The sequence below is a fragment of the Lentzea sp. NPDC102401 genome (assembly GCF_044765805.1).
Lineage (GTDB): Bacteria > Actinomycetota > Actinomycetes > Mycobacteriales > Pseudonocardiaceae > Lentzea > Lentzea sokolovensis.
Genome location: NZ_JBIWKS010000012.1, coordinates 72,967 through 86,895 on the forward strand (window position 1 = coordinate 72,967; position 13,929 = coordinate 86,895).

Genomic DNA, 13,929 nt, shown 5'->3' on the forward strand with positions numbered 1-13,929 from the left:
ACGCCCGCCAGGGGCGAACTGTCGCGTTCGATCAGGCGGGCTTGGAAGCGAGCGACGCACTCAGTGCCGCCGCCGCGCCGAGCACACCGCACGTGAGCGCGATCGGCATCGCTGGCTCGTGCTCCAGCAGCACCGACACGAGCAGCCACACGGACAGGCCGAGGCCGAGCCCCAGCGGCACCGACGCGATCACCGCCGCCATGCCGGTCTGCCGCCGCCGCAACGCCCGCAGGTTCGACTCCAGGTACGCGAACGTGAAGAGCAGCAGCAACGCCGAGCCCGTGCCCATCAGGCTCAGCCACGGCGTCTGGCTGGACTTGAGCAGGAACGGCGCCCCGTCGTCCACCCGGGCCGTCACGACGCCGCCGATGATCCACCGCGCCGCACCCGGCAGCACGAAGCCCTCCGGCGCGCGCTCGGGCACGTCCGCGAGCGGAATCCCGGCCGCCGTCACGACGAGATGCGTGCCCTCGACCTTCACGGGATCGGCAAGGTCCAGCTCGATGGTCGTGGCAGGCGGGGTGCCGGTCGCCACGAACGGCACCACGGCCATCGCGATCAACGCGAGAACGGCCACCAGCCACAACGCCCACGGCTTCGACGGCGGCCTGATCACCTCCGAGGCAGGCACCAGCGTGCTGCTGCCGCTCAGCCGTGCGGCGGGGATCGGGTCGACCAGCGTGGCCCGGATCCGCTGCCCCGTGAGCGTGACGGTCTCGCGTTCGGGCACGGGCCGCAGCGACGGACGCGTGGAGGACGCTGACACCTGCGGTGCGAGGTGCACGGGCATGCCCAGGCGCACGAGCCAGTCCGGACCGAACAGGTGGCCCGCCGCAGCGGCCAGGTCGATCGCGAACGTCTCGGCGTTGCGGTAGCGCGCCTCCGGCTCCCGCGCGATGCTGCGCATCACCACGCCCGCAAGGGGTTCCGGCACCTTCGGCACCGGCCGCGGCTCCTGGAACACCCGCTTCTGGATCATCGCGATCGGGCCGCCGCCGCGTTCGAACGGCAGGTCGCCGCACAGCAGTTCGTAGAGCATCGTGCCGGTCGCGTAGACGTCGGCCGCGGGCGACAGCGCGTTGCCCATCGCCTGCTCCGGCGCGATGTAGGCGGGCGTGCCGAGCACCGCGCCACCGTGCGTCACGAGCGTCGCGCCCTCCGACACCACCTGGGAGATGCCGAAGTCCGCCACCTTCACCACGCCGTTGGAGGTGAAGAGCAGGTTCTTGGGCTTCACGTCGAGGTGCAGCACGCCGGCCTCGTGCGCCGCGTGCAGACCGGACAGCGCCGCCAGGACGATCCCGCACGACTGCTGTGCGGTCAGGCCGTCGCCGGAGAACCTCGACCAGACCGTGCCGCCGTCGAGCCGTTCCATCACCAGCAGGTGCTCGCCCTGCTGCCGTACGTAGTCGTAGACGGGCACGATGTGCGGGTGGTCGAGACGGGCCAGCAGCCTCGCCTCGTGCTCGAAGCGCTCGCTCATCCGCGGATCTTCGGCCACGGCGTGCGGCAGCCGTTTGATCGCCACGGGACGCCCCAGCTGACGGTGCACACCGCCGTAGACGACACCCATGCCGCCCTCGCCGATCTGCTCACCGACGGCGTACTGCGGCAGCGCGGCGACCACACTGGACTGAATCACCGTTGAATCCTCACGGTATCCACATCGGACGGATCACGCCGCTCACCGGGGTGCGGCGTCAGGTAGCCGAGCACGAACGCGGCCGCGGCGGCGCCGACGACGAACGGGATCTCGGCCGTGGGCGACGGCGCCACCAGCCGCAGCACCGACAACGAGATCACCGCGACCAGCCCGGTCCCGATCCCGGCGGGCAGGAACCGCATGGCGCGCTGCCACCGGTTCGGGGGCAGCCGGCGGCGGGCCAGCGCGATCAACGCCCCCGCCCACGACAGCCCGGTCAGCACGAGCACGCCCAGACCGAACGCGCCGTAGACCGACCAGAGCGAGCCCTTGACGTCTCCGGTCGTCTCGACGGAGGCGATGCTCTCCCTCTGGACGTCGATGACCTCAACTGTGACCGGAAGGAGACCAATCGCCTGCGAGCCGAGGTCGGTGGGCTCCAGCGGGAACGACCGGGTCTCCGAGGACTTCGCCGGCACGTCGAACGGAACCGTTGTGTCGTAAGAGAAGAAGGTCAACGCCAGCGCGGTGCCGCTGATTCGCACGGTCTTCACGCGCTGCACGGTGGTCGTGTTGTTGCGGACCGTGACGGAGACCTTGGCGGTCTGCGACGGGTCCAGAACGAGATTCCCTACTCCAACCGGCCTACCGTCCACATCGGCCTCGAGGATCACAGACCCGTCCTGCGCGAGGGCCGCCGAGGGAAGCAGCATAATTCCGCACCACAGCAGTAAACCTGCACCGGCCATGCGACGTCTCACTAGCGCACCTTAGGTTCTGATCCGGGGAGAGGGAATGCGGTCTTTAGGCTTACTCGTGGCCATGATGGCCGGTGTTACGGTGCTGGTCGCCACACCGGCTTCGGCCCAGCAGCCGCCCAGTGTGACCGCGGCGCCGCAGCCTGCCACAGCAGGCGGCCCCGTGACCATTTCCTGGGGCGGATTCGTCACGTGTCGCGCCGTCAGCATCATCTTCACGCTCGACGGCGCCCAGATCGCGACCGCGGGTTCGGCCTCCAGCGGCTCGGTCGGGGCCACCGTGCCCGCGGGCACCACCGCCGGTAGTCACAAGCTCGAAGCCCGGTCGACGAACACGAAGTGCGGCAGCGCGGGCACCGCGTTGCGCGTCGTCGTGCCGCCGCCACCGGTCACCACGACGACCAAGCCGCCCGTCACCGTTCCGCCGGTGACGAACCCGCCGGTCACCAATCCGCCCGTGACGACGCGTCCACCGGTCGTCACCACCACGACTCCCGGGACGACGACCACCACGACCACCCCGTCGTCGTCCTCGGAGACCCCGTCCTCGTCCACCGACGCGCTGACCAACCCCGACGACGGCGTGCTGATCCTGGACAAGGAGAACATCCAGCCCGGTGACGACCTGACCGCCACCGGCACGGGCTGCCCCAAGGGCGCGAACGTGACGCTGAAGTCGCTGGGCCAGGACGTCGGCAAGACGACCGCGGACGAGAACGGCACCTTCCGGTCGCCGGTGAAGTTCGCGAGCATCGAGCCCGGCCGCCACAAGGTGCGCGCGGAGTGCGGCATCGTGCTCGTGGGCAACGTGGACGTGACGCTGTCGAGTTCGTCCGGCGGCACGACCAGCACGCTCGTGGTGCTGTTGTTCTTCCTGCTCGTCGGTGCCGCGATGCTGCGCCGTCAGTTCTCGGGACTGCGGCGATAAAAGAGAAACGCGAAAGGCCCCCTCTCCGCAGGATGAGGGGGCCTTTCGCGTTTGGGAGGATCCGAGCCGAACTTACGGCACTTCACGCTGACGGCGCAGCTTGGCGAGAGCCTCTTCGAGGATCGCCTCGCCGTCCGCGTCGGAGCGCCGCTCCTTCACGTACGCAAGGTGCGTCTTGTAGGGCTCGTTGCGCGGAGGCGCGGGTGGCGTCTGCTCGTCACGACCTGCCGGCAGGCCGCAGCGCGGGCAGTCCCAGTTCTCCGGCACGTCCGCTTCGACCGCGAAGGAAGGCCGGGACTCGTGACCGTTCGCGCACCAGTACGACACCCGACGACGGGGCGCGGACTCGCCGCGTTCCGATTCGCCCATCGGGCCTGCGCCGACGCGGGTACCGCGAATCGCGTTACCACCGGACATCGACCGTTACACCCCCACCAAGTGGTTACTCCAAGCCCCGGAGGGCTTCTGCCGCTGAACGGTTGATCAGGCTGACGGAGGCAGCTTGATCAGGAGTCCGATGCCCACGATGGCGATGATCCAGATCGCACCGACGAACAGAGTCAGGCGATCGAGGTTCTTCTCGACAACGGAGGAACCGGACAGACTCGACTGCATACCGCCGCCGAACAGCGAAGAAAGGCCGCCACCACGGCCGCGGTGCAAGAGCACGAGCAGCACCAGGAGCACGCTGGAGACGATCAACAGGATCTGCAGGAACAGGATCATTTCTTCCTCGCTGTCAGGCAGCCGACGCCATAGAGTACCTGTTCGACTGCCGAACGTGTGCAACCAGTGGGGTTAAGGGTTTATCCAGATCAACTTAGGGTAGAGGCCCGCCGGCAGCCAATGCGCACAGCTTGGTGAATTCGTCGGCCTGAAGGCTGGCACCGCCGACGAGAGCGCCGTCGATGTCCTTCTGCCCGATCAGATCGCCGATGTTCGACGACTTGACCGAACCTCCGTAGAGCACCCGGACGACGGCCGCGGTCTCCTCGCCGTACTTCTCCGCGACGAACGAGCGGACCAGCGAGCACACCTCCTGCGCGTCGGCGGAGGAGGCGGTGCGACCGGTGCCGATGGCCCAGACGGGCTCGTAGGCGAACACGATCTTGGCGACCTGCTCGGCCGTGAAGCCCTTGAGACCGTCCTCCAGCTGCTGGCGCACCAGCTCCAGGTGACCCTTGGCCTCGCGGACGTCGAGCTTCTCGCCGAAGCAGAAGATCGGGGTGACCTCGACCTTCAGCGCGGCCTTGACCTTGGCGTTGACGATGGCGTCCGTCTCGCCGTGGTACTCGCGCCGCTCGGAGTGCCCGACGACCACGTAGTGGCAGCCGAGCTTCTTGATCATCGGGCCGGAGATCTCACCGGTGTAGGCACCGGAGTCGTGCTGCGAGATGTCCTGCGCGCCGTACTTGATCAGCAGCTTGTCGCCGTCGACCAGCGTCTGGATGCTGCGGATGTCGACGAACGGGGGAAGAACGGCCACCTCGACCTTGGCGAAGTACTTCTCCGGGAGGGAGAAGGCGATCTTCTGCACGAGACCGATCGCCTCGAGGTGGTTGAGGTTCATCTTCCAGTTGCCCGCGATGAGCGGGAGCCGGGCTGCCATCAGGACTCCAAAACGCTGATGCCGGGGAGTTCCTTGCCCTCGAGGAACTCCAGGGACGCGCCACCACCGGTGGAGATGTGCGAGAAGCCGTCCTCGGGCAGCCCCAGCGCACGCACCGCGGCGGCCGAGTCGCCACCGCCGACGACGGTGAACGCCTCGGACTTGACCAGGGCCTCCGCGACGGCACGGGTGCCACCGGCGTAGGTCTCGATCTCGAAGACGCCCATGGGGCCGTTCCAGAACACGGTCCTGGCGTCGGCGAGCTTCGACGCGAACAGCTCGCGCGACTTCGGGCCGATGTCGAGGCCCATCTTGTCGGCGGGGATCGAGTCGGTGCCGACGACGTCGTGCTCGACGTTGCCGAACTCGGCCGTGACCAGCACGTCGACCGGCAGCACGAGCTCGACGCCGCGCTTCTCGGCCTCGGTGAGGAAGCCCTTGACCTGGTCGAGCTGGTCTTCCTGCAGCAGCGACGTGCCGACCTCGTGGCCCTGGGCCTTGAGGAACGTGTACGCCATGCCGCCGCCGATGAGCAGCCGGTCGACCTTGGCCAGCAGGTTCGCGATGACGCCGAGCTTGTCGGACACCTTCGCGCCGCCGAGCACCACGACGTACGGGCGCTCCAGGTCGTCGGTGAGCTTCTTGAGGACCTTGAGCTCGGCCTCGACGAGACCGCCGACGTACGCGGGGAGCTTCTTCGCCACGTCGTAGACCGAGGCCTGCTTGCGGTGCACGACACCGAAACCGTCGGACACGAACGCGTCCGCGAACGCCGCGAGCTCGTCGGCCAGTGCCTCGCGCTCCGCGTCGTCCTTCGAGGTCTCACGGGCGTCGAAGCGGACGTTCTCCAGCATCACGACGCCACCGTCGGTGAGCGCGCCGACCACGGAGGTGGCGGACGGGCCGACCAGGTCGCTCGCGAGCGCGACCTCGGTGCCGAGCAGCTCACCGAGGCGAGCGGCGGCCGGAGCCAGGGAGAACTTGGGGTCCGGCTCGCCCTTGGGACGGCCGAGGTGAGCGGTGACGATCACGCGGGCACCCGCGTCGGCGAGTGCCTTGATCGTCGGGACCGACGCGCGCACGCGGCCGTCGTCGGTGATCTTGTCGCCATCGAGGGGGACGTTCAGGTCGGCGCGCACCAGGACGCGCCGACCCGCGACACCCTCGGCGAGCAGGTCGCTGAGAGTCTTCACTGACTGTTCGCTCCTGCTCAGATCTTCGAGGCGACGAGCTTGACCAGGTCCGCGAGGCGGTTGGAGTAGCCCCACTCGTTGTCGTACCAGCCGACGACCTTGACCTGGTTGCCGATGACCTTGGTCAGCGGCGCGTCGTAGATGCACGAGTGCGGGTCGGTGACGATGTCGGCCGACACGATCGGGTCCGTCGAGTACTTGAGGATGCCGGCCAGGGGGCCCTCGGCGGCGGCCTTGTACGCGGCGTTGACCTCTTCGACGGTGACCTCGCGCTTGAGCGTGACGGTCAGGTCGGTGGCCGAGCCCGTGGGGATCGGCACGCGCAGCGCGTAGCCGTCGAGCTTGCCCTTGAGCTCCGGCAGCACCAGGCCGATGGCCTTCGCGGCACCCGTGGAGGTCGGGACGATGTTCAGCGCGGCGGCGCGGGCACGGCGGAGGTCGCTGTGCGGCGCGTCCTGCAGGTTCTGGTCCTGCGTGTACGCGTGGATCGTGGTCATGAGGCCCTGCTCGACGCCGAAGCTGTCGTTGAGGACCTTGGCCAGGGGCGCGAGGCAGTTGGTGGTGCAGGACGCGTTCGAGATGATCGTCTGCGAACCGTCGAACTTGTCCTCGTTCGCGCCGATGACGACGGTGAGGTCCTCGTTCTTGGCCGGCGCGGAGATGATGACCTTCTTGGCGCCGCCCTCGTCCACGTGCGCGCGGGCCTTGGTGGCGTCGGTGAAGAAGCCGGTCGACTCGACCACGACGTCGACGCCGAGGTCCTTCCAGGGCAGAGCGCCCGGGTTGCGCTCGGCGAGGGCCTTGATGACCTTGCCGTCGACGGAGATGCCCTCGTCGGTGACCTGCACGTCGGCGTCCAGACGACCGAGGATGCTGTCGTACTTCAGCAGGTGCGCCATCGTGGCGACGTCACCGAGGTCGTTGAACGCGACGATCTCGATGTCGTGGCCGCCGGCCCTCACGGCGCGGAAGAAGTTGCGCCCGATGCGACCGAAACCGTTGACACCTACACGAACCGTCACGACTGACTCCTTGCGTTCAGCTTGGTAGGAACAAGCCCACCCTATCTGCCGAACTGCGTCCCTGGTCACAGGGATAGTGAGTATCTCTTGATCGAGCCAGAAAAACCTGTCCTGATTAGGCCGTTCGGCGGCGCAGGGCGCGGAGCATCCAGAGGTACGCGCTCAGTTCCTCTGCCGCCTCCGCGGCGGTGCGGCAAGCCTCCGGACCGGTCTCCTTCGCGTCTCTTCCGACCACGGCGGTGATGCGGTCGAGCCACTCGTCCACGACGAGGCGGTCCTGGGGCGGCACGAGCGGGTTCGACGGTCTGGCCTGCGCTGTCATGCAGGGATCCTGTCGACCTTCGGAAGGACCCTTCAATACCCCGAAACAGCGGGTGTTACGGACCGTTACGCGCCGGTACGGTCATCGTTCATGACGGCCAATGCCGCCTGCGTGACATGTGGAAACCCGCTCACCGAAGCGGTCGCGGGCCGACGCTACTGCTCCAACGCCTGCCGTCAACGCGCGTACCGCGAACGCAGCTCGGCACGCGACGACTCCCCGCATGACACGGCGCTGCCGGCGCCGCTCGACACCTTCGTCGGCCGCCGCGAGGAACTGGCCGCGCTGGCGCGCCTCGCCACGGACCGGCTCGTCTCGCTGGTCGGCCCGGCGGGCGCGGGCAAGACCAGGCTGGCCGTCCAGCACGTGAGCAGACGCGCCGATCAGACGTGGTGGACGGCGCTGGCGCCCGCGTCCGACGCCACCCAGGCGATCTACCACGCGGTCGGCGCGCACCCGTTGCCGAACCGGTCGGTGCTCGACGCCGTCATCGCCGAGATCGAGCAGCACCGGCGGCCGTTGCTCGTGCTCGACAACTGCGAGCACCTGCTGCTCGACGTCGGCGACGTCGTGACGGAGCTCCTGGCCTCCTGCCCCCGGCTGCGCGTGCTGGTGACCTCGCGCGAGCCCCTTCGCCTGGCCGGGGAACAGGTCTTCGCGGTCGGCGAGCTGGAGCTGCCGCCCGCGGACGCCGACCTCGCCGAAGCTCTGCGTCACGACGCCGTGGTGCTCTTCCGCGACCGTGCCGTCTCGGTGGACCGCTCGTTCGAGGTGGACGCGTCGAACGTCGCCGACGTCGTCGCCGTGTGCCGGTCGTTGGACGGCATGCCGCTGGCCATCGAACTGGCCGCGCGGCGCATCACCGTGCTGTCTCCCGCCGACGTCCTTGCCCGTTTGGGCGACCGGCTCGCGTTGCTGACGGGTGGGCCGCGCGCCGCCGACGACCGGCACCGCACGCTGCGGGCCGCGATCGGCTGGAGCTACGACCTGCTGTCCGAGGAGGAGCAGGCCGCCTCGCGCCGGCTCGCGGTGCTGGGCGTGCCGTTCGACCTCGGGGTGGCGAGCGCGGTCTGCGGTGTTCCCGACGCCCTGGAGCTGCTGACCGGCCTCGAACAGAAGTCGCTGCTGGTCGTCGATCGGGTCGGTGGCCACACGACGTTCCGTCAGCTCGAATCAGTGCGCTTCTACTGCCATGAGCGCGCTATCGCGCACGGAGATGTCTCTCTTGTGGCCGACCGCGTGGTCGAGTGGGTGTGTTCGCTCGTGGAGCCGGAGATCTCGTCGTTCTTCCCGTCGCCGCCGGTCGTGCTGCGTCTGGACCGCAACGTGGGCCTGCTCGAACTGGCCGTGGCCAGGACCGCGGACACCGGCGACTGGCCGCGGCACGCCCTCACGATCGTCGCCACGGCCTGGACCTCGACCCCGCGCGGACCGCGGGGCGCCCCCACCGAGCTGCTGCACCAGGCGCTGACCCGGCCGATGCCGCAGGCGTACCGCAGCGCTCTCACCGTGCTGGCCGCGATGCACCACCGGGTGCGCGGCGGCTGGCACGTGACCCGCCGGTTCGCCGAGGAGTCCCTGGCCATCGAACGTGCCGACGCCTGCCGTCCCGGCACGACGGCCCGCGCGCTGGAGGTGCTCGCCTCCGCCGAGGCCCACACCGGCGATCCCGCGGTGGCCTGGCAGCTGTTCGACGAGGCCGCCGTGCTGCTGCGCGACTCGGACGACCGGCTCGCGCGCGCCATCCTGCTGAACTCCTACGGCTGGACGTTGCTGCAGCACGGCTTCGCGGACCGGGCGGCGCCGCTGGTGCGCGAGGCGTTGACGCTGACGCGGTTGATCGGCCTGCCGCACATGCTGAACCCGATCCTGCACAGCGCGGGTGCGATCGCGTTGGCGCGCAAGAGCTTTCCGGAGGCCGTCGACCTGTTCCGGGAAAGCCTGGAGGTGGGGTCCGAGCACCCGATGGACCAGTTCTACGACCTGGAGGGGCTGGCGCTCGGGCTGGTCGGCGTGGGTTCCGACGACGAACGCGCGCTCTCGCTGCTGACGTCGGCGTCCGTCGTCCGCACCCGCTACGCGTTCCGCGCCGAGCCGTACTGGCAGGGCCTGCTGGACGACGCGCGGGCCGTCTGCCGCGACCGGATCACCGCCGCACGGCTGCGGGCAGCCGAGTCGACGGGCGAGCGGATGTCGTTGGCACAGGCCATTTCCTACGCCCTGACCGCGCAGCCGCTCGCCGAGTCCGACGAGGTGATCTCCGCGCGCGAACGGCACGTGGCGACGTTGGTGGCGGAGGGGCTGACGAACCGGCAGATCGGGCAACGGCTCGGAATCTCACCGCACACCGTTGCCCGACACGTCACGCACGCTCGGTCGAAACTCGGACTGCGCTCGCGGGCTCAGCTCGCCGTGTGGGCGGGCCGGCACACCTCCTAGACCGCTGCTGCTCAGACTTCGGCTTCGAGCATGTCCGCCGTGACCGCGGACTCGGTGTCCGGCAGTCCCAGGTCCTTGGCCCGCTTGTCCGCCATGGCCAGAAGACGCCTTATACGGCCTGCCACCGCGTCCTTGGTCATCTGCGGGTCGGACAGCTGGCCCAGTTCCTCCAGCGACGCCTGACGGTGCGCGAGCCGCAGCTGCCCTGCGGCGGCCAGGTGGTCCGGCGCCTCCGGGCCGAGGATCTCAAGCGCCCGTGCGACTCGTGCCGCCGCCGCGACGGCCGCGCGGGCCGAACGGCGCAGGTTCGCGTCGTCGAAGTTCGCCAGCCTGTTCGCGGTGGCACGGACCTCACGCCGCATCCGGCGCTCTTCCCACGCCATGACGCTGTCGTGCGCGCCCAGCTTGGTCAGCATCGCCCCGATGGCGTCGCCATCCCTTATCACCACGCGCTCGGCCCCGCGGACCTCGCGCGACTTGGACGAGATGCCCAGCCTGCGGGCCGCGCCGACCAGGGCCAGCGCCGCCTCGGGACCGGGGCAGGTGATCTCCAGCGACGAGCTGCGACCGGGTTCGGTCAGCGAGCCGTGCGCCAGGAACGCACCACGCCACGCGGCTTCGGCGTCGCACACGCCACCGGACACGACCGGCGCGGGCAGGCCGCGCACCGGGCGGCCCCGCGGGTCGAGCAGACCGGTCTGGCGGGCCAGCCCCTCGCCGTCCTTGACCACGCGGACGACGTACCGGGTGCCCTTGCGCAGGCCGTTGGACTGGATCGTGAAGACCTCGGCGTGGTGGCCGTAGAGCGCCTGGATCTCCTTGAGCAGCCTGCGGGCCGCGGAACCCAGGTCGAGCTCGGCCTCGACGACGACCCGGCCGGACACGATGTGCAAGCCCCCGGCGAACCTGAGCAGGGAGGACACCTCCGCGCGGCGGCAACAGGTCTTGGATACCGCGAGCCTGCTCAGCTCGTCCTTGACCGCCGACGTCATCGCCACGGGCCTGTCCCTCCCACTCCGGTCTCCTCGACCACTTGCCTCAGGCAACCGGCCAGTGCCTCCGGATCATGCCGCTCAGCGGCGTCCGGTGCGGCGATCTTGGCCAGATGCGTACGCGCACCCAGTGCCGAGGCGGCGCGCGTCAGCCGGTCCGGGGTGGGGACCGAGTCGACGTCCGCGATCACCGCGTCCACCTTCAGCTCGGGTGCGTGTTCGCAGACTACGTCCAAATGCCGCTCCGGAGAGAAACCAGCGGTTTCACCCGGTTGGGGGACGAGATTGAGCACGAGGACCTTCTTGGCCCGCGTGTGCACGAGCGCGTCAAGCAGATCGGGCACCAGCAGATGCGGCAACACGCTGGTGAACCACGATCCGGGGCCGAGTACCACGACATCGGCGTCAAGTACAGCCTGTACTGCTTCCGGACAGCCGACAGGTCGCCCGTTCGGGGCTGTCAGCCGGATGCGCTGCACCAGGCCGGGTGTGGTCGCGATGGCGACCTGCCCCCGGATGCGCCGCACGTCGGTCGGGTCCTCGTCGAGGCCCATGACGTCCGCCTCGATGTCGAGCGGATCGTTCGACATCGGCAGCACCCTGCCCTGGACGCCGAGCAGCCGGCTCGTGAGGTCGAGCACCGCCACGGGGTCGCCGAGCTGCTCGAGCAGCCCGGCGATCACCAGGTTCCCGACCGCGTGGCCGGCGAGTGCCCCCGTGCCGCCGAAGCGGTGCTTGAACAGGGACGTCCAGCGCTGGCTGGCCTCGTCCTGTCCCGCCAGCGCCGCCATGGCCTTGCGCAGGTCACCCGGCGGCAGCAGGTCTTCAAGCTCCCGCCGCAGCCGCCCCGACGAGCCCCCGTCGTCCGCGACGGTCACCACGGCCGTCACGTCGTCGGTGACCCGTCTGAGCGCGGTCAGCGTCGCGTGCAACCCGTGTCCGCCACCCAAAGCAACAGCTTTCAACTTCGTCACTCACGTCCCAGATCCCTGTGCACGACCTTCACGGCCATGCCGTCCTCGCTAGCCAGCCGCGCGGCCAGCTCTTCGCTCAGGGCCACACTGCGGTGCTTACCGCCGGTGCAGCCGATCGCGAGCGTCAGGTAGCGCTTGCCCTCACGCCGATAACCGGCACCGATGAGCCTCAGCAGCTCGTGGTACCGATCAAGGAACTCGTCAGCGCCCTCCTGGGACAGCACGTAGTTGCGCACCTCACCATCCAGACCCGTCTGCTCGCGCAGTTCCGGGATCCAGAACGGGTTGGGCAGGAAGCGCACGTCCATGACGAGATCGGCGTCCATCGGCAGCCCGTACTTGTACCCGAAGCTCAGCACCGTGACCCGCGTGCGGGTCGCTGCCTCTGTGCCGAACGTGTCCTCGATCTTGGCCCGCAGCTGGTGGATGCTCAGCGCGGACGTGTCCAGCACCAGGTCGGCTTCCTGCTTGAGCGGCGTCAGCAGGATCCGCTCGGCCTCGATGCCGTCCTGCAGCCGCCCGTCCCCCTGCATCGGGTGACCGCGGCGCACCGCCTCGAAGCGGCGGATCAGCACGTCGTCGGTGGCTTCGAGGAAGAGCACGCGCGGCTTGTACCCACGCGCGTCCAGGTCCTTGATGATGGCGGCCAGGTCCTCGGTGAACGCGCGGCTCCGCACGTCCATGACGACCGCGACCCTGGTGATCGCCCCGCGCGCCTGAGCGCCGAGCTCGACCATGGTGGCGATGAGTTCCGGCGGCAGGTTGTCCACGACGAACCAGCCGAGATCCTCCAGGCACTTGGCCGCGGTGCTGCGGCCCGCACCGGACAGCCCGGTCACCACGGCGACTTCGATGCCGGACTTCTCCGCGTTCACGACTACGACTCCGTTACCTGTTCATGAGCGCTGCTGGGCGCTCTCGTTTGGGCAAGCTGTGTGCTGGGCTGCGCTCCTGTCGCGACACGCCCGGCGTGCAGTCTCCACTGGAACGGCCTTCGCGCGCGGCAGGTTCGACGGTCGACACGGCCGCGCAGTGGCCGCGGTCACGATCCTCGCCCGGTTCGCGGGGCACCCGCAGGACGAAAGTGACCGCTGCGGCTGGTGAGAAGGATGAGAGGCGTCACCCCGCGACCGGGTAGCTCGACTGGAACGCCAGCCGCGCGTCGGCGCCTGACGCGATCCGGTCCAGCTCGTCGTCCAGCGCCATGAACACCTCCCACGCCTGCAGGCCCGCGGCCTCCGCGAGGCGCTCGGTCACCAGCTGCTCCAGGTCCGGGACGCGCTTGGCCTTCCACACCTTGTCCGCGAGGCTGACCAGCAGGTCTTCCAGCCCCACGCCGTCCGCGGTCCACGACCCGTGCGTCCGCGCGAAGCGGGCCAGCCGTTCCTCGACCCCGCGAGCACGCAGCAGCTCGTACCCCGCCGACTCGTGAGCCGAGCCCGGACCCGACAACTCGGTGGGGTGCAACACCTTTCCGATGTCGTGCGTGGCCGCGCCGAACAGCACCGCGGCCTGGTCGACGGCCACCGACGGGTGGTGCCGCCCGACCCACGCGACGAGTTCGCAGGCCACGTCGTGCACGGCCCGCAGGTGCGCCACCAGGCGAGGCGGGGCCTGCAGGTCGGACAGCAGCGTCTCCGCGGCGGACGGGAGCGGGCGCAGCGCCACGGCCTCGGTCATGGCGCGCCGCGCCCGCGACTCGGCTTTCGCCGACACCGCGCTCTCCGCAGCGGTCTTGCTTCTCGCGGGCGGCGACTCCGCGCTCGTCGACGGCGAGCCTTCTTCAGACACCACGCGCCCAGTTCGCGACGAGCCGGTAGTGCTCGGCGAACCGGCAATGCGCGACGAACCAGAAGTGCCCGGCAAACCGACAGCGCTCGGCGAACCGGCAGCCCGCGACGAACCAGAAGTGCCCGGCAAACCGACAGCGCTCGGCGAGCCAGCAGTGCCCGGCGAGCCCTCCTCCGCAGTCGGCGAGCCGTCAGTCAGCAGCGGCGTGCTCGCGGGCAGGTCCGAGCCGGGCGACCCGTGACCGCCGTCCAACGCCGAC

General features: G+C 69.7%; 15 protein-coding genes. 3 read left to right on the plus strand and 12 right to left on the minus strand.

Annotation, left to right across the window (positions count from 1 at the left end; all coding sequences use genetic code 11):
* Window positions 1-31: 31 nt before the first annotated feature.
* Window positions 32-1,642 (minus strand): serine/threonine-protein kinase, encoded by a 1,611-nt coding sequence (locus ACIRG5_RS34720; protein WP_402912808.1) that lies wholly within the window; start codon window positions 1,640-1,642, stop codon window positions 32-34.
* On the minus strand, window positions 1,639-2,355 hold the full coding sequence (locus ACIRG5_RS34725; protein WP_402912810.1) for a hypothetical protein: 717 nt from the start codon (window positions 2,353-2,355) through the stop codon (window positions 1,639-1,641). The genes ACIRG5_RS34720 and ACIRG5_RS34725 overlap by 4 nt, the downstream gene beginning before the upstream one ends.
* A gap of 109 nt (window positions 2,356-2,464) precedes the next feature.
* Here ACIRG5_RS34725 and ACIRG5_RS34730 point away from each other — a divergent pair, with 109 nt between their 5' ends.
* Window positions 2,465-3,328: a hypothetical protein gene (locus tag ACIRG5_RS34730; RefSeq protein ID WP_402912813.1), complete on the plus strand. Its 864-nt coding sequence runs from the start codon at window positions 2,465-2,467 to the stop codon at window positions 3,326-3,328.
* 72 nt (window positions 3,329-3,400) lie between these two features.
* On the opposite strand, the gene ACIRG5_RS34735 is transcribed toward ACIRG5_RS34730, so the two are convergent.
* From ACIRG5_RS34735 to ACIRG5_RS34760, 6 genes are all read right to left on the minus strand, one after another.
* A complete protein-coding gene (locus tag ACIRG5_RS34735; protein WP_319979187.1) occupies window positions 3,401-3,745 on the minus strand; it encodes an RNA polymerase-binding protein RbpA in 345 nt (114 codons plus the stop codon).
* Window positions 3,746-3,811: 66 nt separating this feature from the next.
* Window positions 3,812-4,054, minus strand: coding sequence for a preprotein translocase subunit SecG (secG, locus tag ACIRG5_RS34740; RefSeq protein WP_319979186.1), 243 nt, complete (start codon window positions 4,052-4,054; stop codon window positions 3,812-3,814).
* A gap of 94 nt (window positions 4,055-4,148) precedes the next feature.
* On the minus strand, window positions 4,149-4,937 hold the full coding sequence (gene tpiA, locus ACIRG5_RS34745; protein WP_319979185.1) for a triose-phosphate isomerase: 789 nt from the start codon (window positions 4,935-4,937) through the stop codon (window positions 4,149-4,151).
* The gene (locus tag ACIRG5_RS34750; RefSeq protein WP_402912817.1) at window positions 4,937-6,130 is read right to left on the minus strand and encodes a phosphoglycerate kinase; all 1,194 of its coding nucleotides are present in this window, start codon (window positions 6,128-6,130) and stop codon (window positions 4,937-4,939) included. Before ACIRG5_RS34750 ends, tpiA begins: the two co-directional genes overlap by 1 nt.
* A 17-nt stretch (window positions 6,131-6,147) precedes the next feature.
* Window positions 6,148-7,152, minus strand: coding sequence for a type I glyceraldehyde-3-phosphate dehydrogenase (gap, locus tag ACIRG5_RS34755; RefSeq protein ID WP_086667356.1), 1,005 nt, complete (start codon window positions 7,150-7,152; stop codon window positions 6,148-6,150).
* Between the two features lie 115 nt (window positions 7,153-7,267).
* Entirely contained in the window at window positions 7,268-7,474 is a 207-nt protein-coding gene (locus ACIRG5_RS34760) for a hypothetical protein (protein ID WP_402912821.1), read from the minus strand.
* A 90-nt stretch (window positions 7,475-7,564) separates the two neighbouring features.
* On the opposite strand from ACIRG5_RS34760, the gene ACIRG5_RS34765 reads away from it, so the two are divergent.
* Window positions 7,565-9,913, plus strand: coding sequence for an ATP-binding protein (locus ACIRG5_RS34765; protein WP_402912823.1), 2,349 nt, complete (start codon window positions 7,565-7,567; stop codon window positions 9,911-9,913).
* An 11-nt stretch (window positions 9,914-9,924) separates the two neighbouring features.
* Here the strand turns inward: ACIRG5_RS34765 and whiA are convergent, their stop codons facing one another.
* The 4 genes from whiA to ACIRG5_RS34785 form a co-directional block, all read right to left on the minus strand.
* Window positions 9,925-10,911, minus strand: a complete 987-nt coding sequence (gene whiA / locus ACIRG5_RS34770; RefSeq protein WP_402912825.1) for a DNA-binding protein WhiA — start codon at window positions 10,909-10,911, stop codon at window positions 9,925-9,927.
* Window positions 10,902-11,870 (minus strand): uridine diphosphate-N-acetylglucosamine-binding protein YvcK, encoded by a 969-nt coding sequence (gene yvcK / locus ACIRG5_RS34775; protein WP_402913332.1) that lies wholly within the window; start codon window positions 11,868-11,870, stop codon window positions 10,902-10,904. Before yvcK ends, whiA begins: the two co-directional genes overlap by 10 nt.
* Window positions 11,871-11,875: 5 nt before the next feature.
* Window positions 11,876-12,733, minus strand: coding sequence for an RNase adapter RapZ (gene rapZ, locus ACIRG5_RS34780; protein WP_167971916.1), 858 nt, complete (start codon window positions 12,731-12,733; stop codon window positions 11,876-11,878).
* A gap of 265 nt (window positions 12,734-12,998) precedes the next feature.
* Entirely contained in the window at window positions 12,999-13,559 is a 561-nt protein-coding gene (locus ACIRG5_RS34785; protein ID WP_402912826.1) for an HD domain-containing protein, read from the minus strand.
* On the opposite strand from ACIRG5_RS34785, the gene ACIRG5_RS34790 reads away from it, so the two are divergent.
* Window positions 13,558-13,911: a hypothetical protein gene (locus ACIRG5_RS34790; protein ID WP_402912829.1), complete on the plus strand. Its 354-nt coding sequence runs from the start codon at window positions 13,558-13,560 to the stop codon at window positions 13,909-13,911. The genes ACIRG5_RS34785 and ACIRG5_RS34790 overlap by 2 nt on opposite strands.
* Window positions 13,912-13,929: the final 18 nt, after the last annotated feature.